Below are 17294 nucleotides of genomic sequence, written 5' to 3' on the forward strand. Positions count from 1 at the left end.
CAATAAAGTTTCAAAAACTCTTCTGCTTTCAAGGCTCAACCAGTATGAAACGGACAGGATAGCATCTCGTTTCTTCTTACGATTCTGCAGAGTTGTCCTGCATCAAGGATACATTGCGCATTGGCGTAAAGGTAGAGATGGCATGCTTAAATACCATCTGTTGACGTCCGTCACTGTCGATGACGATCGTGTAGTTATCAAAGGCACGAATAATGCCTCTGATTTGGAAACCATTCGTCAAATATACGGTTACTGGAATGCTTTCCTTGCGCAATTGGTTCAAAAACGTATCTTGGATATTAATAGGCTTGTTCATCGTCCGTAACCCCCATCATCATTCAGATTGTGTTGAAATATATTCAACCTCTTACCGAAACTTTCCTGCTGTAAGCTCGCAAATTTCTAACAATTGTTGTTCGTACTTCGAACTGTCCGTTACATCCAACCATTGAATATCCTTCATATGACGGAACCAGGACAGCTGACGCTTGGCAAATCTGCGTGTATCTCGCTTCAGCAATGAGACAGCAGCTTCATATGACATCTCGCCTTCTAGGTAGGCCGCAATCTCCTTGTAACCGAGTCCTTGCATGGAAGTCATTTGCCGGGTATAGCCCAGATCAAGCAGGTGTTGAACCTCTTGAACTAGACCTTCCTCAAGCATAAGATCAATTCGATCCTCTATTCGTTTATATAGCAATTGCCTATCCATTGTCAAACCAATCATGAATAAGTCGTACTTGGGCTCGCGCTTTTGCCCAGCCAGCTGATCAGACATCTTGCTGCCAGTGAGATGGTAAATTTCCAGCGCACGGATGATTCTGCGCACATCATTCGGATGCAGGCGAGCCGCGGACTCAGGATCCACTTCATTCAGCTTGGCATGTAGGGCTTCGTTCCCATGCTTCGAGGCATACTCAGCCATCTCGCTGCGGAATGCCTCATCGGACCCCTCTTCACTGAATTCGAATCCGTAGCAAACGGACTCTACGTAAAGGCCTGTACCACCGACGATAAATGGAATGCTGCCGCGATCACATATTTCCTCAATTAGAACCGAGCAGCGCTCTTGAAATTCCGCCACTGAAAATGGTTCATCCGGCTCATGAATATCCATCATGTGGTGCACAATTCCTTCTTGCTCTGAAGCAGGCAGCTTCGCAGTGCCGATGTCCATTTTCCGATACACCTGCATGCTGTCGCCTGAAATAATCTCTGCGTTAACATGCTTCGCAAGCTGCAGGCTCAGCTTCGTTTTGCCGACTGCCGTAGGACCGACAAGCACGAGAAGTGGACGCTTGGCATTAGTTGTTATCGGCAATATCTATCACTCCATAAGCTAATTTAGATCCGGAAAGCTCCACACGATCAAATCCGAGCCGTTCGAATTCGCCGCTATTTCGAAGCTCCTTTAGGACGACGGTCTTACGAGCGACTCGTCTTGCCTCTTGTATGGATTCCATACGAAGCGAGGCATGGTTTGCAACTTGACGCAAGGGAACAATGGAAGCTGATTCCTCCACCGGTTCACGGAACATCGGATCAAAGTATACAATATCGACGGACTTGTCCTCCATTTGCTTAAGCTGATCCAAGTGCTCGCCATGACGCATCTCAATGCGTCTCATCGCTTCATTGATCTCAGGCACTTGTGACTCATAATGGCGAAGTCCAGCCTTGACCAAGGCATAGAGAGAAAGCTCACTCTCGCATGCGATGACATGGCCTTTATCCCCAACCGCAATAGAGAAGACAAGCGAGTCACTGCCAAGTCCAGCCGTGCAGTCGAGAACGATGTCATCCGCTTCCACGCGAGAAGCCCGTATCATGCCATCCGATCGGCCAGCAAGCAGTCGCTTAGCTCGAATAAACGCCATGCTAGGATGATAGGTCATATCCGTCTGACCCACACGTACAAATCTGACACTATGGTTCATAATGATGAGAAAGTCTTCATCCCTATACTTTTTCACCATGCGCGGCACAGATTGCCCTTCCCTAACAACATATCGAGCACCTAATTCCTTTGCTAACTTCTGAGCGTGATCGATCCATTCCGCTGAGGTAGAATCCCCCGTTGTTACGATCATAGGTGCCTCCTCATTATAACCAGGTTTCAAAAACAATTACAAATGTCAGAAGTCCTTTGAATCGACTTCACATGTTAGTGATCAAATGTTACATGACGCGCTTAAACATCTTCTCCAGATCATAAGTGGTAAACTTCACTACGATAGGTCGGCCATGCGGACAAGTATAAGGCTGATGGCAGGCCGCAAGGCGAGCGATTAATGTCTCTGCCTCTGCGTCCGTGATGCGCTGATTCGCCTTAATAGAAGCCTTACAAGAGCACATGATTGCTGACGCTTCTCGCATCGTACGGATATCTGGAGACTTCTCCTTTAGAACCCAATCCATCATTTCATGGATAAGTGCCTCTTCTTCTCCTGAAGGGAACCAGTATGGATGGGCACGGATCAAAAATGTCTGCGATCCAAACGGCTCCAGAATGATTCCAACCTGCTCCAGCAAATGCATACGCTCACGTATCCGATCTGCCTCATTCGGCGTATATTCAATCGTAATCGGAATAAACAGCTCCTGCGATGCCTCGGCAGGCTTTCCGAAGGCTTCTACATAATATTCGTAATTAACCCGTTCATGGGCCGCATGCTGGTCGATTAAGTAGAGCCCCTCCTCGTTTCCGCATATGAGATAGGTCCCATGCAGCTGGCCTATCAAGGAAAGCGAAGGAAACGGAGGCAAGCTTACGTCAGCAGGCGGCTTCTCCAGCACTCGATTCCATGAAGATAGATTTGCGCGCGCTTTCTCCGCTTCGGCTCTCGTTGAGACCCCCACACCCTGCCTGTCGTTGCGATGAGGGGCTGCACCAGCATGCGAAATGTTCCGTTCTGCTTCACGCTGCTGTGTCGACGTCTCAGAAACGCGAGATGGAGAACGATCTCGATCCTTTCCATATTCTTTAGAATCAGAGACTGGGTTGAATCCTGCCTGATCTTTAAGCGCCTCATTCTGCGTTAGGTAATCGCTTCGGCTCTCTCGGAGCGATGTTGATGTAGATGCTGTTCGTTCATCTTGAGAAACAAATTGATCTGGAACTTGTTCCGCAGCCTTAAAGCCGGATGATGAATGCTTTACTTCAGAAGAAGCAGCCTTATCCTGCACTTCAGGCACTTCAAATGTTGAACTTGCTTGCGTTAGCCGCTCGCTTACAACCGCTCCTTGGTTGGATACGGCATTCTGCTTGTTCTGCTCTTCTTGATCAGAAGGAGCAGGCTCACTGGGAACGAGAGCACCTCTTGAAATGACAGGCACGCCTCGTTCATCTGTTACTGCCGCCCAGCTCCACTGCTCCTGCTCGACGAAGGTCTTCACCTTCGCCTTAGGATTCGGGGCCGCACTCGGGATCAAGGGCTCGCTCACCAGCTCATGACGGAAGCTCTTCTCGATAAATTCAGCGAGCTCTGCTTCCTTGCTGAATCGAACTTCCATCTTGGAAGGATGCACGTTCACATCAACCAGCGTTGGATGCATCTTCACCTGCATGACTATGACTGGAAAGCGGTTGATCGGAAGCAGGGTATGGTATGCTCTCAGTGCTGCTTGATTCAAAGAATAGCTTCGCACATATCTTCCGTTTACAAACCAAGACATCGCATTTCGATTGGAGCGCGTAAGCTCTGGCTTGCCAATATAGCCTGAGATGCTGTAGTCTAGCTGTTCCACTTCGATAGGTATCATTTGCTTCGCAGTGTGCACGCCGTAAATGGCCGCAACGACCTGCTTCAAATCACCGTTTCCAAGCGTCTGAAGCAAGGTATGGTCATTATGCTTCAGGGTGAAACCAATCTCTGGATAGGACAGCGCCAATCGATAGATCAGATCGGATATATGACCGAGCTCCGTCTGAATTGATTTCATATATTTAAGTCGTGCTGGCGTATTATAGAACAGCTCACGCACGGTAAACATCGTTCCCTGCATGGAAGGAGCGGAATCATGTTTAATAAGCTGTCCGCCTTCCATTTGAATCACGCGGCCAAGACCGCTATTGTCAGTTGCAGTGAGCATCTCAAGCTTCGATACTGCCGCAATACTCGGCAGCGCTTCGCCGCGAAAGCCAAGGCTTCGAATCGAAAAGAGGTCACGATTCGTTTGAATCTTGCTGGTCGAATGACGCAGAAAGGCAGTCTCTACATCATCCTCAGCAATGCCTGCTCCATTATCCTTGACTTGTATAAGCTGAAGCCCGCCTTCCTCGACAGTAACGTCGATCCGGCTGCTTCCGGCATCAATGGCGTTCTCGACAAGCTCCTTTACGACAGAGGCCGGTCGTTCAACAACCTCACCGGCCGCAATCTGGTTTGCTAGCTGATCATCCAGCACATGTATGACGGCCATCTGCTCTCCACCTCATTTCGTCTAATGTAGGGCAATTAACCTTAACCTTTAATAGACCGCGCGCTTCTCATCAATTCATGAAGGCGATTCATCGCATCAAGCGGTGTCATCCCCATGACATCCACCTCGCTCAGTTCCTTGATCAGTCTTTCCATCTCTAATGATGGGAAGGAACCACTCATTGCATCTTGAACGGGAGATGCTAAGGATTGAGAGTTAGAGGCGGCGTCTAGTTGATTTTTGTCATTCGTGAGATCGTTCTTCGCGGCAGGGTCCTCACTGGCCGCTGCAGATTCTTTTGTACCACTGTCCATACCGAACAAGTCCAGCTGAACAGGGCTTTCCTTCAGCATATCCGCTGCCGAGGCCTGTCTCTGATAGGCCACTGCCCTATCATCATGATCATCCTCATGACTATCATTCTTGGCGACCATATGCTCGTAGCGCGTAAGAAGATCATAGGAACGATCTATGATGGAATTCGGCAAACCTGCAAGACGGGCAACATAGATGCCATAGCTCGTGCTCGCAGCACCTGGAACAAGCTTGCGGAGGAATGTGATATCATTTCCACTCTCCTGTACCGCCATACATACATTGAGAAGTCTTGGAAGATGCTGATCTAAATGCGCGAGCTCATGGAAATGCGTCGAGACGAGTGCTTTACAGCCGATATGATCATGGACATATTCAATAACCGCTTGAGCGATGGACATGCCTTCGCTTGTTGATGTCCCCCGTCCAAGCTCGTCAATAATGACAAGGCTGCGGCGTGTGGCTTTTTCCGTCATCACTTGAATGTCCATCATCTCTACCATGAACGTACTCTGTCCGCCAATGAGATCATCGGCAGCGCCTATTCGAGTGAAAATGCGATCGATAAGCGGGATGAAAGCATGTTCTGCCGGAACAAAGCATCCGATCTGTGCCATGATGCAGATCAAGGCAACTTGGCGCATATATGTGCTTTTACCCGCCATGTTAGGGCCAGTAATCAAGAGCATAGCCGACTGCTCTTCTTGAAGCAGCGTATCGTTCGGCATGAAGCTGCCGCTCTGCATAACCGCCTCTACGACAGGGTGGCGGCCATGTTGAATATCCAGGTTAAAGCCGGCATGAATGGTTGGCTTAACGAAGCGCTGCTTCGCACTGACAGCAGCCAAGGACTGATACACATCCAGCTCGGCGATACACTCTGCCAGCGCTTGGAGCCGCTTAATATGCTCGTTGATCTTTTGTCTAAGCTCTGCAAACAGCTCATACTCAAGGCCTGTCATTTTATCCTCAGCTTCAAGAATCAATGCTTCTTTTTCCTTTAGCTCAGGGGTCACGAAGCGTTCTGCATTCGCTAGCGTCTGCTTGCGCTCATATCGCCCTTCTGGTAACGAAGATAAGTTCGACTTCGTCACTTCGATATAATAGCCAAACACTTTGTTATAGCCGATTTTTAGGGAACGGATGCCGGTGGCTTCACGCTCACGGCGCTCCAGATCCGCAATCCAGCGCTTGCCGTTTGTGCTTGCTTCCTTTAACTGATCCAAATATTCATGATAGCCTTGCTTGATCAGATTGCCGTCGCGGACAGAGATGGGAGGCTCATCCACAATGGCCTGCTCAATCCAGGACGCAATGTCCTCACAGGTGTCCATTTGTTCTGCAAGCTGCTGAAGCGTGTTGGAGCTCATACTCAAGCATAGCGACTTCAGTGCAGGAACCTTATGAAGCGACTGCTTCATGGCAATAAGATCACGGCCATTCGCCGTTCCAAAAGCAACCCGGGCCACAAGACGCTCTAAATCATAGATGGCGGATAACTGCTCACGAAGCTCTTCACGCCAGATCAGTTGATGATACAGCGTATCTACGGCTTCCAGACGGGCATCAATAGCAGATTGGCTTAGAAGTGGCTTATCGATCCAGCGACGCAGGCAGCGGCCGCCCATTGAGGTCTCCGTTCGATCAAGCAGCCATAGCAGCGAGCCCTTCTTCGCCCGCTCCCTTACCGTCTCCGTCAACTCAAGATTGCGCCTTGTGAATGGATCCAGCACCAAATACTGATCCGGCTCTATTTCTCGAATTGTCGTCAACTGACCTAGAGAACGCTTCTGCGTTTCGCCAAGATACGCCATCATCATGCTGACAGCCTGTTGTCGCTCCACATCGAGTCTACTCCACGAAGCTTCACCGAACTGCTTCCTTGCCAGCTTCTCATCACGGTCTGCCCATGGCGTAAACAATACACGCTGCGACCAGCCAAGCGTATATGGCTTCACCTGCTCGATTAGGTCTTCATCACCGATAATCTCACTTGGCAAATATACATTCAGCTCATCCATAAGCCAATTGATCTGCGCCAAGGAGGAAGTTACCGTAAGCTCGCCTGTTGAGAGGTCACAAGCAACAATCGCCATCTTGCCTTCTGCTTTTGTAACACCGATAAGATAGTGGTTCTTCTTCTCATCGATTGTCTTGCCTTCCATTACGGTCCCAGGCGTAACGATACGTACGATTTCCCGCCGCACCACTCCTTTTGCAGCTGCAGGATCCTCGACTTGCTCACAAATGGCTACTTTATACCCCTTTTCAATCAATCGCTGAATATAGTTGTCAGCAGAGTGGTAAGGAACGCCGCACATCGGAATGCGCTCTTCCGCCCCTCCCTCTCTGCCTGTCAAGGTTATCTCTAATTCTTTAGATGCAAGCAGGGCATCATCAAAGAACAATTCGTAAAAGTCTCCAAGGCGAAAGAACAAAAAGGCGTCTTTCGCCTGTTCTTTAATGGATAAATATTGCTGAATCATCGGCGTATACGATGCCATCTCTTTTTCACCGTCCTCTGTTAAATAACTTGTCTATTATAGCAAAAAAAGAGCGATTCCTCACCCTTTCATGTCATATAGGAGCCTGATTTCTCGGAACCCCTACAACCATGCGGATGATAGATCCTCGCTCTCGTTCCATGTCCAACCATTTTTAATTCGCTCATGCAATCGTTCAATCCAAAATCGCTTGGAACCGCCTGCCCTTGCAGCGATATCCATAAGCAAGGTTTGCGCAAGCTCTCGATATTGCTCTTTATGTCCTTCTGTGAAGGAATAGACCAAGGCAGGACGCAAGCTGTCTCGATGCGAGAGCTCCCGGTAATGCTCAACTGCAGCTGCAAATAGACTTAATACCTCCATTGTAAGTTCTGGTGTAATGGCAAAACAGGGCAGCGTGCGATATTCGAAGCCGCCTTCACCCTGATACTCCTGCATACGAATATCTCCCAGCATGCCATACTTAGGCCGGCGGGAAGTTCCCTCACCCGCTGTAGGCTCCAACAAAGACACCGGCAAGGCAACATACATATCCAGAGCGCGGCTCATCTCCGGCGTAAGCGGAATGCCGGACACATGGAGATGTCCGCCAATAGGGAGCAGCGGATGAGGCAGTGATCCTCCACACCATTTAACCGAGTTAACATAATTAGGTTTATGTTGTTTATAATCCTTCAGCTTAGCATCTATCCATTTCCAAGCTTGCAGCATGGCATCATGCAAATGATGAAGAAGTCCGTCCAGAGTGGTAGACGGCCTAGGCCTAAGCTCCATTAACGGATACAACACGCGTCCATGAATGCGAACCGCATCACAACCTGCGACACCGCCATAAGGCAAAAATCTCGATGCGGAAATGACGCTCCCGCTGCTCGCGTCCTTCAGCACATACTCCAGATCCATCCCGTACTTGATCGCAGCGTGCTCTCGATGCTGAACATAATGAGCGAATTCCTTTGCCTGCTTCAACAGCTGCTCTTCATAACGCTTCCAGACCCAGCTTGGGGTTGCTTGTCTTGACACAGGGAAGCATTGGAGCACAACATCTCCTTCCTGCGGCTCATCCAACACCCCTGCTGCTGTCACGTGAACATTCGGGTCGTGAGGTATGCCTTGGAGAGTGATTTGTAGGGTATCCCAGCTTAAGGCATAAGCGGCTCGAATCGCGATTCGGCCGAGTCTTCGGTAAGGCGGCTTCTGCCAATCATTCACCGGTTGAACCTGCATATAACCATTTGGCTGTATCAATGTTGTACCGCACGCCGCAATATCGAATTGATTTACCCAAAAAGTAACCGTGCGCACATAGCGTGTCTCTTTCGTCATGATCTTTCGTCCCCAGACAGCTTGAGGAGACGTTTGAATCCCGCATCGCTGAAGATGGCTTTTCATTGATTCATGCGTCCAGTCACGTCCATATCGATTAATGAGCGTAAACCGTTCCGCACTCTGTCCAATGCATGCCATTCGTTCTAGACTCGATCGAATCCACTCCGTCCTGCCTGCGAGCCAAATCAATCCTTGCTGCGTATACAAGCACTCAATGTCGTTTTCCCTAGTCTTCTGGGCTTCTTCCCAGATTCGAAGCTGAACAGGATCTTTAAGCTTAACAATTCGCTCCTTATTCTTCACAAAATGCATTCATACCCCTCCAAAGATTCGATTCGATCGAGATACTCACCCAATTCCATCCAAATAGGGCTTGGGGAAAAGAAAAAGAGGGCTTGCGCCCTCGTCGAAAACTATCCTTGTGCATATGTTGATGTAGAAGCGATAAGGAAAAGAGAAAACGCCGCATGGGCTTGCGGCGATTCTGTTACACCTCATCTGATAAATCTGGATCAAAGTCATCGTATTCACTCGTGCTTACACCGAAGTCGTAGTCCTTATCTGCATAATCATTGCAGCCATTCGGGCATACACGAACGCATACTTTTGTTTCTGCGATCATCTCCACTGCAAATTCACGTTCAACACGTATCGCGACACTCGTTCCGCTGGACGTCACACTCGCCTCGACACAGTTTGGCTCCTGCGTTGCCTCCGCAGAGACCTCCTCCGTTGAAGAGCGATGTTTCGGATCCACATAGGACAATGGAACGAGTTCTACATACGAAACAGTCTCTTTCGCAACATCGGTCTGAGAATTGTTGTTGTACGAGTACCAGATGTTAATATCATAAGTACCGATAACCTCAATCCCATCCCCCGCCCGCACCGCCTCATATTGATGGTTAATAATCCATGCCCCCAATATGCTGGTCGGATTGTGAGGCGGAGTGACCGTATGTGTGACAACGGAGAACTTACGACCTTTGCCGCAAACCGCTTTTGTGATGATTTCTCGGCAGTGGTGTTTATCTGTAATTGCCATCCTAGGACCTCCTCCATACAATCATTCAATTAAAGTGTATGCACGAGATAGGCGATTGTTGATTAATTGGACGACAATAAATTAAAAGAGATTGAAAGCTTACCAATCTAACGCGCTAACCCCGTATTTTAATATATGTAGAGATCCGATTGGAAATGAGTGCCGGCAATGAGAGAGGCAATCCGTTTCCAAGTTATGGCGTAAATAATGAGTGGGGTTGAATATTAACGAGATTAATTTCTTGTTTCACTTTTTTCGCGACTTTTAGATATTGCTTAATCTCTCGAATAAGCTGGAAAAGAGTAGCCCGAACCTCAAACTCCTCCCTGCTTTTTGGAAGCTCCATGAACTGCAGCTGTTCATCCAGTTCCACTATCAATTGCTCTGTCTTTCCTGTGTATTCAGGGTCCTTAACATCCTCGCTCAACTGTTCCATAAGATTCGCAACGCGCAGGTTCTGCGGCAAGGCTAGATAAATCTCAGATAACAATTGAAGCATGTTATTGATTTGATCTAGCTGCGATTTTCTCATATAGAAATATAAGAGCCAGCGCTCCTCATCCTTCATATCCTCAGAAGGCATGATATGATTCTCTAAAGCTTTTGAAGCAAGCGTTATGCCTTCTTCAATCTTGTCCGACGCCTCCATAAGTTCATGTCCATCCCAGATCATCGAGGTATCCTGCAGATTCTCGCTCATCTTCTTAAAAATTGTAGAGAAGATTGTATCCACAGCCTCTCTCGTTTGCTTTAGCTTCAAATCCTCTCTAGGCATATAAACCATGTTTACCACCGTAGCTGCTCCAAGTCCGCAGATAAGTTGGAGCACAACGTCCCCTACCATGAGAAACGACGGCTCTCCGCTCTTATAGAAACTGAAGACTACAACTGCGCTGGTTACAATTCCTTGCTGAAAATTCAGTTTCGCACTAATGGGAAACGAGATCAGAATATAAATGGCGAGGACCCATAGATGAAAGCCCAGCAGGCTGAAAAGGATCCAAGCAATCACCAAGCTCACAAGCGAGGCGAACAAGCGCTCGGAAACCGATTTGACGCTTCTTTTGCGCGTTACGTCTACAGCAATAATTGCGAGTGTACCTGCTCCAATTGGATTATGCAGACCGATGGCACTAGCTACCAGTATCGCTAGAATAGCTGCAATGGCTGTTTTAATGACGCGAAATCCGACAAATCCAAAGATCATAGGTCATTTCCTTCCTTTACTCACAGCAATCGCTGCATGACTAATATGGGTATGACATGAATTATACTGCTGCCCTACATCGGATGCAAAGAAATTGATGAAAGTTTTTCGTTGTCTTTTCATGAAAATCATTTTAGTTGTTACATCATCTTTCCCAACTCTTGTCAGCTTCAAGCCAGCATAAGGCGCTAATTCAGACATCTTCGCACATAAAAAGGCTCCCTGCATCAAGCAGGAAGCCTTTTTTTCGATGGTAAGCGATTTATTTATTCAGCCTCTTCTACTGCTTCCTTCTCCTCAGCCTCTGAGCTGCCTTGCGGCGCTACAATAGAAGCAAGCAATGTATCAGGCTGCGCTATTAGAGTCAGTCCTTCAGGAAGCTTCACATCCGCAGCGTGAAGTTTGTCCCCGATCTCTAGAGAACTTAAATCTACTGGAATCGAGTGAGGAAGCAAGGCAGGCAGCGCCTCGACCTCAATCTCTGTTACCACGTGCTGCGTGATGCCGCCTTTTTCAGCACCTTTTGGCGTGCCCTCGAACTCAAGCGGAATGTTTGCACGGATCGGTTGATTGTCTCGTACAACAAAGAAGTCCGCATGCTTCGGCTCTCCGTCGATCGCTTGAATCTCTTTTAGAACGGCATGGACAGGCTTATCGGATTCAACAGTAAGCTCGAACATTTCAGCGCCTCCACGCTGGAGCAGCTTTTTCAAATCTCTTGCTTGTACATGGACCGGAATATTCTCTGCAACTGCACCGTAAACGATTGCAGGTATCCGCCCTTCCTCCCGTAATTGATGGAGTGTTGACTTATGATCAGCACTTCTTCGTTCTGCGGTCAATTGAAACAATTGATGTTTATTGCTCATTTGCTTGACAGCCTCCTTGTGCACAATGCCCAAAGCTACGAATTGCATGATATAAGGCATTTGAAATATGTATTCTATTTACCCAGCCTGTCCAGCAATGAAACAGGAAAGAAACGCCACTGTATTTTTTGAAAATCAGCAGGCTCCCTTCCATATCCTTTTACAAAGGTGAACATCATCTGCTCTCAACGATTCCATCACCCTATTCTTCGACGCGTAAGGAATCGCTCGAGATAAGATACCCCTTGATACATCAGAGTTGCCATGATCGCAATCAATACAATCGATGCCATGACCAGGGTGAAGTTGAACACCTGAAATCCATATATAATGAGATAACCAAGTCCAATCTTCGCAACGAGAAATTCTCCAACGATGACACCAACCCACGCGAGCCCCACATTCACCTTCAACGTTGAGATAATGGCTGGTATTGAGGCAGGAAGCACCACTTTGCGAAATACCGTCCGACGATTCCCTCCAAATACTTGAACGACCTTAATGTAGTTGGAATCTACCTCACGAAAGGCTTGATAGACGACTAATGTCGTGATGATTACCGTAATCGACAAAGTCGTGGCCACAATGGCGGAGAAGCCTGGGCCAAAGCCGACGATAAATAAAGGCCCGAGCGCCACTTTCGGCATACTGTTGAAGACGACCATATACGGATCGAGCACCTTGGCTAAGAATTTCGACCACCAGATCAAAACGGCTATTGCCGTACCTAGGATTGTACCAAGCAGAAAGCCTACGATTGTCTCTCCAACTGTCATGAGCAGATGCGGCCAAATGCTGCCGTCCATCATGTCCTTCCAAATTTGGTAACCTACCTTGCTTGGGTAGCTGAATAAGAGCACGTCAATCCACTTTAGTCGTCCTGCAATCTCCCATAGGGACACAAATGCGACTAGGATAATAAGCTGGGTCAGCACAACGGAGAAGCGAAAGGTTCGCTCTTTCTTTTTGTATTGCTGAAAGGAAGCCTGAACTAAACGTGTTGATGAGGTTCGAACCCTGGATTCTGTAGACAATGGATCAGCCATGAGAGCCGCCACCTCCTGTACGATCAGAAGCCTCTAGCTCCATCCACACCTCATGGAATAGATCATTAAATCCTTCTTGCTCGCGGGCATAAAAAGGCTGTACGGAACGAATTTGCTCTGGAATCACAAAGCTTTTTCGAATGCTGCCAGGATTGCGATTCAATACAATGACCCGATCGCTGACGGCTATGGCTTCCGATAAGTCGTGCGTTACGAGTATGGCCGTCTTCTCCCTAAGCTTTAGCGTTTCGACGATAAGGTCCTCTAGCTGAAGCTTCGTCTGATAATCAAGCGCAGAGAAAGGCTCATCCAGGAGCAGAATTTCAGGCTCTGTCGCAAGCGTGCGAACGAGAGCAACACGCTGTCTCATGCCACCGGATAATTGATAGGGATACATCTGTTCAGTACCTCCAAGCCCCATTCCTTCAAGCAGCTGAGAAACCTTCTGCTTCATTTGGTCATTCAGCTGCCCGGTTAGCTCTAGCCCAATGCATGCATTGTCCATAATGGTACGCCAAGGAAACAAGTAATCCTGCTGCAGCATATATCCGACTTTGGAAGAGGTGCCCCGCACCGGATCTCCATTAATGTAGACATGCCCTTCTGTCGGCTTAACAAGTCCTGCTATGATCGATAAGATTGTCGTCTTGCCGCAGCCGCTCGGGCCAACCAAGCTCACAAACTCGCCTGGGGCTATAGAGACGGACAGCTGCTCGATGGCAAGCTTCGCTTCGTTAGGGGTAACATATACGTGAGTGACATCACGAAGTTCTACTGTCGAATACATCCCTCCGCCTCCTTCATTCAACCTTATTCGCTTCATGGGGTCGCTTTCGATTTGGCTTGCTCAGCAAACGAATGATCCACGATCTCATCAAGCTTAACCTCTTGCTTCAGCTCTCCTGCCTGCCTAAGCACATCAAGCAAATTGCCCCACTCTTCTTGATCCAATAATGGATCCGATGCATAAGAGCCCTGTTCCTTATAACGCTTCACCGCACTCGCAACAATCGCTGGATCGGCATCCTTGAAGTAAGGCATAATCAAATCGGCTACCTCATCAGCCGAATGGCCATCTACCCATTGCTGCGCTTTATAAATGGCATTCGTAAACTTTTGAGCTGTCTCTTGATTCTTCTTTAAGTAACTGCTCTTTGCCATATAGACGGTATACGGCAGTCTTCCACTCTCCACTCCGAAGGATGCTACAACATAGCCCTTGCCTTCCTCTTCAAAAATGGATGCCTGCGGCTCAAACAGCTGGACAAACTGCCCTGTACCAGAAGCAAATGCAGATGCAATGTTGGCAAAGTCTACATTCTGAATCAGCTCAAGATCCTGCTTTGGATCGATGCCGTGCTTCTTCAGCGTAAATTCTCCCGCCATCTGAGGCATGCCGCCTTTTCGCTGACCGAGGAAGACGCTGTTCTTGAGATCATCCCAAGTGAAGGCGTCCAGCTTCTCTCGCGACATCAGGAATGTGCCATCCGTTTGTGTGAGCTGAGCAAAGTTCATGACCACATCATCTGAGCCCTGCTGGTATACATAGATGGATGTCTCGGCTCCAACCAGCGCAATGTCAATAACATTCGATAGGAGCGCCGTCATCGTTTTGTCCCCGCCAGCTGTTGTTTGCAGCTCGACTTGCAGTCCTTCTTCCTTAAAAAAATCTTTTGCTAGCGCCACATACTGCGGAGCATAGAATATCGTTCTTGCGACCTCGCCTAGTCGAACCTTCGTCAATTCGCCAGAATCCTTTGAACAAGCGCTGAGCAGCGTACTGATCAACAGAATGCTCGCGACTAGAAGTGAGGCCAGCTTTTGATAGGGTTTCATGCACATAACCTCCCAAGCCTCTTGGCCTTCACTCACCCGCCTATCCAATGAGTGGGCACTTGCTAATGCAGTGTATGCAAATGCCCGAGAAGTGGTAACTCTTGAAAGCAGACCGTGCCAGAAAATGAACGCCATCGGAAGCACGCTATTTTAATCATCAACTTCAAGGACATGTAAGAATTAGGGCTCCTTACAGAAGCATTCCGTTCTGAGATATGCCATCCGTGTCATGTTAGATTCAAAAGGCAAAACGCTTGTTGCTACGATCAAACCAGCCAAGACAGCAAAAAAAGCAGGCCTCCTTCATTAAGGAGATCCTGCTTATTTAAGATTAAGAACAAACAGCATCCGCTGGAGGCTTTTGTTTAAGATTCATGTTCTCATCGCATAGGAGTCCCTTGCAGATGATGAGAGAGTGTGTTCTCTTGCAAACTACCGAGCTTGTTCCTTCAATCCAGGCTGCAGCACGACAGAACCTAGACAAAGAAAGAGGATGGTAAACAAACATAAGACAACAAGATGAAGCCATATAGAGGACAGAGAATTTCCCGCAGCTACAAGCTCTAAGCCGTCCAATGCCCATCGTTGAGGAACGATATACGAGAGCTTTTGCATGTAAGGCTTCATCATAGTGACCGGCCAGAAGCAGCCTCCAATCATGCTTGTTGGAAAAACAAAGGCAAAGCCCATGTTTGAAAAGTGCGAAGTGGATGAAAAGCATGCCCCAAGCATACACCCGATGCTGATTCCTGCACACAAGAACAACTCCAGCAGCACAAACTGCTCTACAGCCCCAATTCCCATCTCAATGCCCATAACAACTCTTGTAATGAACAGCACGATCACAAGCTGAACGGTACCATATAATACAATTCCGATAAAATAGCCTGCTGATATCTCCCAAGACCGTACCGGCGCAGCATAAATTCGCGACATTAGCGTCTTCTGTTTATCCTCTTTCATGACGACAACGGCATTAAGCGCATTGTATAAAATAAATATCATGAACATTCCCATTGCAATACGCAGATTAGGCGCTACCGCTGAATCATTCTTTTCAATGTGATAACTGGGCTTAAGAGCTAGATACGTCTCCAATTGCGATTGGAGGCTTGCTTCTGATAACAGCGTCTTTGCATCTGTTAGACTGGCAAACCTCATCCACTCACGCGTTACTTGCTCGGCTGTGAGCTTCAGTGTAGAGGAGACTTCCTTCAACCCTATTGAAAAAACGCTAAGTTTGGGAGCTTCTTGTTGATTAATCAACTTCCCATAGCCATCAGGAATATAAAGACCCGCTTCCTGCTTCCGTTCGGTTACAAGCCGTTCTGTCTCCACGACACTCTTCGATTCAATCAAATCATAGGTTTTGCCGAGCTCCTTTATTAAGGCATGGGACCATAGACTTTGATCTACGTCAACATAAACAACTGTAGGTTGAGCATGGGTCTGAAACTGAAACATCCCCATAATCAAAGATAACAATAGCGACGGAACAACAAACAGTACAATCCAAGAGCGTTTATTGCCTAGCAGACGGGCAGCCATCTGTTTAGCGATGATAAACATATTCATTTACTCACCACCTTCTTGCTGAAAAATAGCGATATCATAGTCAATACGAAGGCCCATGCAGCTAGAATCCCTATCCCTTTTTGTATGGAGACTGACGTTGCATCCATCATAAAGTTATAAAAGGTTTGCATGCCCCAGTAGGGAAGCGTATAGACACCAACAGCCTCCTGAATGTCAGGAATCAGAACATAACCCCCACTTACGGCCAACATGGCAACAATAATCGTTTGCATAAACGTGTGAAGCGTCTTTGATTGGTCAAACCATACCGCCCCCATCATGCCGATACAAAGAGAGCTAAGCGATAAGAGCGTACATACCACAACCAGTGACAACAGATCAATATGCCATTCTACTCCATAGATCCAAGATGTTAATAGCATGATCACTCCTGCTTGGGCTAGGGAAAGTATCAAATGGGCGAGCAGCAAGCCATAGACGATTTCATAGGGTCTTGCAGGAGTAGACAGCATCCGCTTCAGCGTGTAGTTGGAGCGTTCTACAAACAAGGCTGTACCGAACCGCAAGCCGGAATAAAGCAAAAACATGACCAAGATCGAGACCGCGTAGTATTGCATTGAGGTCACCGATTGAGAGGAGAACAGCCCCATTTCAACCTGTGGTCCCTTAAAATCGCTCTCTACAAAGCCGGATGCACGCTGCAGATCGATTGCCTTGCCATGCTCAGACTGGAAGGCTTGCATTGCCGAGACGCTTGCAAATTCATTTAGAATGGTATTTATCATCAGATTGATGATCTCGTCAGTGCTTTGCAGCAATTGAATTGAAGCTCCCGCTTCCTTAGAGATCACCATGCCATTGTCCACCTGCCGCATCCGCATTTGCTTCTCAAGTGACACTTCATCTTCAACCTCTTGCATCACAACATACTCGCGTACTTCCTTCGCCTGAACAAATTGAGCGAGCATCTCTTTCATAGCGGGATTCCCTTCATTGACAACGCCCAGTGTTACCCTAGGCAGAGAGAGATCCTCTTTTTTAAAGCTATCAAGTCCTGCCAGTGAAGAACCCAACACGAATATCATAATGAGAGGAATCAGGATAAACTGAATATACGTGCTCCGCTCTTTAAGCCAATAGGAAAGCTCGTTCTTAAAAATGTGCCAAAATCTCATCATGTCCCCT

The 17294-nt window shown here is 47.7% G+C and carries 14 protein-coding genes; all 14 read right to left on the reverse strand.

Annotation, left to right across the window (positions count from 1 at the left end; genetic code table 11):
• Window positions 1-76: 76 nt before the first annotated feature.
• A complete protein-coding gene (hfq, locus tag I2H74_RS00710) occupies window positions 77-316 on the reverse strand; it encodes an RNA chaperone Hfq (RefSeq protein ID WP_195570775.1) in 240 nt (79 codons plus the stop codon).
• Between the two features lie 51 nt (window positions 317-367).
• A complete protein-coding gene (gene miaA, locus I2H74_RS00715; protein ID WP_195572073.1) occupies window positions 368-1315 on the reverse strand; it encodes a tRNA (adenosine(37)-N6)-dimethylallyltransferase MiaA in 948 nt (315 codons plus the stop codon).
• Window positions 1305-2090 carry a class I SAM-dependent methyltransferase gene (locus tag I2H74_RS00720; RefSeq protein ID WP_195570776.1) on the reverse strand — a complete coding sequence of 262 codons (786 nt, stop codon included), beginning with the start codon at window positions 2088-2090 and terminating at the stop codon, window positions 1305-1307. The genes miaA and I2H74_RS00720 overlap by 11 nt, the downstream gene beginning before the upstream one ends.
• An 88-nt stretch (window positions 2091-2178) precedes the next feature.
• On the reverse strand, window positions 2179-4422 hold the full coding sequence (gene mutL, locus I2H74_RS00725) for a DNA mismatch repair endonuclease MutL (protein ID WP_195570778.1): 2244 nt from the start codon (window positions 4420-4422) through the stop codon (window positions 2179-2181).
• Window positions 4423-4463: 41 nt separating this feature from the next.
• A complete protein-coding gene (gene mutS, locus I2H74_RS00730) occupies window positions 4464-7241 on the reverse strand; it encodes a DNA mismatch repair protein MutS (RefSeq protein ID WP_195570780.1) in 2778 nt (925 codons plus the stop codon).
• Window positions 7242-7343: 102 nt separating this feature from the next.
• On the reverse strand, window positions 7344-8882 hold the full coding sequence (locus I2H74_RS00735; RefSeq protein WP_195570781.1) for a putative amidoligase domain-containing protein: 1539 nt from the start codon (window positions 8880-8882) through the stop codon (window positions 7344-7346).
• Between the two features lie 175 nt (window positions 8883-9057).
• Window positions 9058-9615, reverse strand: a complete 558-nt coding sequence (locus I2H74_RS00740) for an outer spore coat protein CotE (RefSeq protein ID WP_195570783.1) — start codon at window positions 9613-9615, stop codon at window positions 9058-9060.
• Between the two features lie 193 nt (window positions 9616-9808).
• Window positions 9809-10822: an aromatic acid exporter family protein gene (locus I2H74_RS00745; RefSeq protein ID WP_195570785.1), complete on the reverse strand. Its 1014-nt coding sequence runs from the start codon at window positions 10820-10822 to the stop codon at window positions 9809-9811.
• Window positions 10823-11088: 266 nt separating this feature from the next.
• On the reverse strand, window positions 11089-11691 hold the full coding sequence (locus I2H74_RS00755; RefSeq protein WP_195570789.1) for a 50S ribosomal protein L25: 603 nt from the start codon (window positions 11689-11691) through the stop codon (window positions 11089-11091).
• 197 nt (window positions 11692-11888) lie between these two features.
• Window positions 11889-12737 carry an ABC transporter permease gene (locus I2H74_RS00760; protein WP_195570790.1) on the reverse strand — a complete coding sequence of 283 codons (849 nt, stop codon included), beginning with the start codon at window positions 12735-12737 and terminating at the stop codon, window positions 11889-11891.
• Window positions 12730-13524 (reverse strand): ABC transporter ATP-binding protein, encoded by a 795-nt coding sequence (locus I2H74_RS00765; protein ID WP_195570792.1) that lies wholly within the window; start codon window positions 13522-13524, stop codon window positions 12730-12732. The genes I2H74_RS00760 and I2H74_RS00765 overlap by 8 nt, the downstream gene beginning before the upstream one ends.
• 32 nt (window positions 13525-13556) lie before the next feature.
• Entirely contained in the window at window positions 13557-14573 is a 1017-nt protein-coding gene (locus I2H74_RS00770) for an ABC transporter substrate-binding protein (protein ID WP_195570794.1), read from the reverse strand.
• A 432-nt stretch (window positions 14574-15005) separates the two neighbouring features.
• Entirely contained in the window at window positions 15006-16148 is a 1143-nt protein-coding gene (locus I2H74_RS00775; RefSeq protein ID WP_195570795.1) for an ABC transporter permease, read from the reverse strand.
• The gene (locus I2H74_RS00780; protein ID WP_195570797.1) at window positions 16145-17287 is read right to left on the reverse strand and encodes an ABC transporter permease; all 1143 of its coding nucleotides are present in this window, start codon (window positions 17285-17287) and stop codon (window positions 16145-16147) included. The genes I2H74_RS00775 and I2H74_RS00780 overlap by 4 nt, the downstream gene beginning before the upstream one ends.
• Window positions 17288-17294: the final 7 nt, after the last annotated feature.

It is taken from the genome of Paenibacillus sp. 1001270B_150601_E10, assembly GCF_015558675.1.
GTDB lineage: Bacteria > Bacillota > Bacilli > Paenibacillales > Paenibacillaceae > Paenibacillus_B.

What these genes read in the sequence shown, in the direction of transcription:
- hfq (WP_195570775.1), bottom strand. Translation starts at nt 316, where the DNA reads ATGAACAAGCCTATTAATATCCAAGATACGTTTTTGAACCAATTGCGC.
- I2H74_RS00720 (WP_195570776.1), bottom strand. Translation starts at nt 2,090, where the DNA reads ATGATCGTAACAACGGGGGATTCTACCTCAGCGGAATGGATCGATCAC.
- mutL (WP_195570778.1), bottom strand. Translation starts at nt 4,422, where the DNA reads ATGGCCGTCATACATGTGCTGGATGATCAGCTAGCAAACCAGATTGCG.
- mutS (WP_195570780.1), bottom strand. Translation starts at nt 7,241, where the DNA reads ATGGCATCGTATACGCCGATGATTCAGCAATATTTATCCATTAAAGAA.
- I2H74_RS00735 (WP_195570781.1), bottom strand. Translation starts at nt 8,882, where the DNA reads ATGCATTTTGTGAAGAATAAGGAGCGAATTGTTAAGCTTAAAGATCCT.
- I2H74_RS00740 (WP_195570783.1), bottom strand. Translation starts at nt 9,615, where the DNA reads ATGGCAATTACAGATAAACACCACTGCCGAGAAATCATCACAAAAGCG.
- I2H74_RS00745 (WP_195570785.1), bottom strand. Translation starts at nt 10,822, where the DNA reads ATGATCTTTGGATTTGTCGGATTTCGCGTCATTAAAACAGCCATTGCA.
- I2H74_RS00755 (WP_195570789.1), bottom strand. Translation starts at nt 11,691, where the DNA reads ATGAGCAATAAACATCAATTGTTTCAATTGACCGCAGAACGAAGAAGT.
- I2H74_RS00760 (WP_195570790.1), bottom strand. Translation starts at nt 12,737, where the DNA reads ATGGCTGATCCATTGTCTACAGAATCCAGGGTTCGAACCTCATCAACA.
- I2H74_RS00765 (WP_195570792.1), bottom strand. Translation starts at nt 13,524, where the DNA reads ATGTATTCGACAGTAGAACTTCGTGATGTCACTCACGTATATGTTACC.
- I2H74_RS00770 (WP_195570794.1), bottom strand. Translation starts at nt 14,573, where the DNA reads ATGAAACCCTATCAAAAGCTGGCCTCACTTCTAGTCGCGAGCATTCTG.
- I2H74_RS00775 (WP_195570795.1), bottom strand. Translation starts at nt 16,148, where the DNA reads ATGAATATGTTTATCATCGCTAAACAGATGGCTGCCCGTCTGCTAGGC.
- I2H74_RS00780 (WP_195570797.1), bottom strand. Translation starts at nt 17,287, where the DNA reads ATGATGAGATTTTGGCACATTTTTAAGAACGAGCTTTCCTATTGGCTT.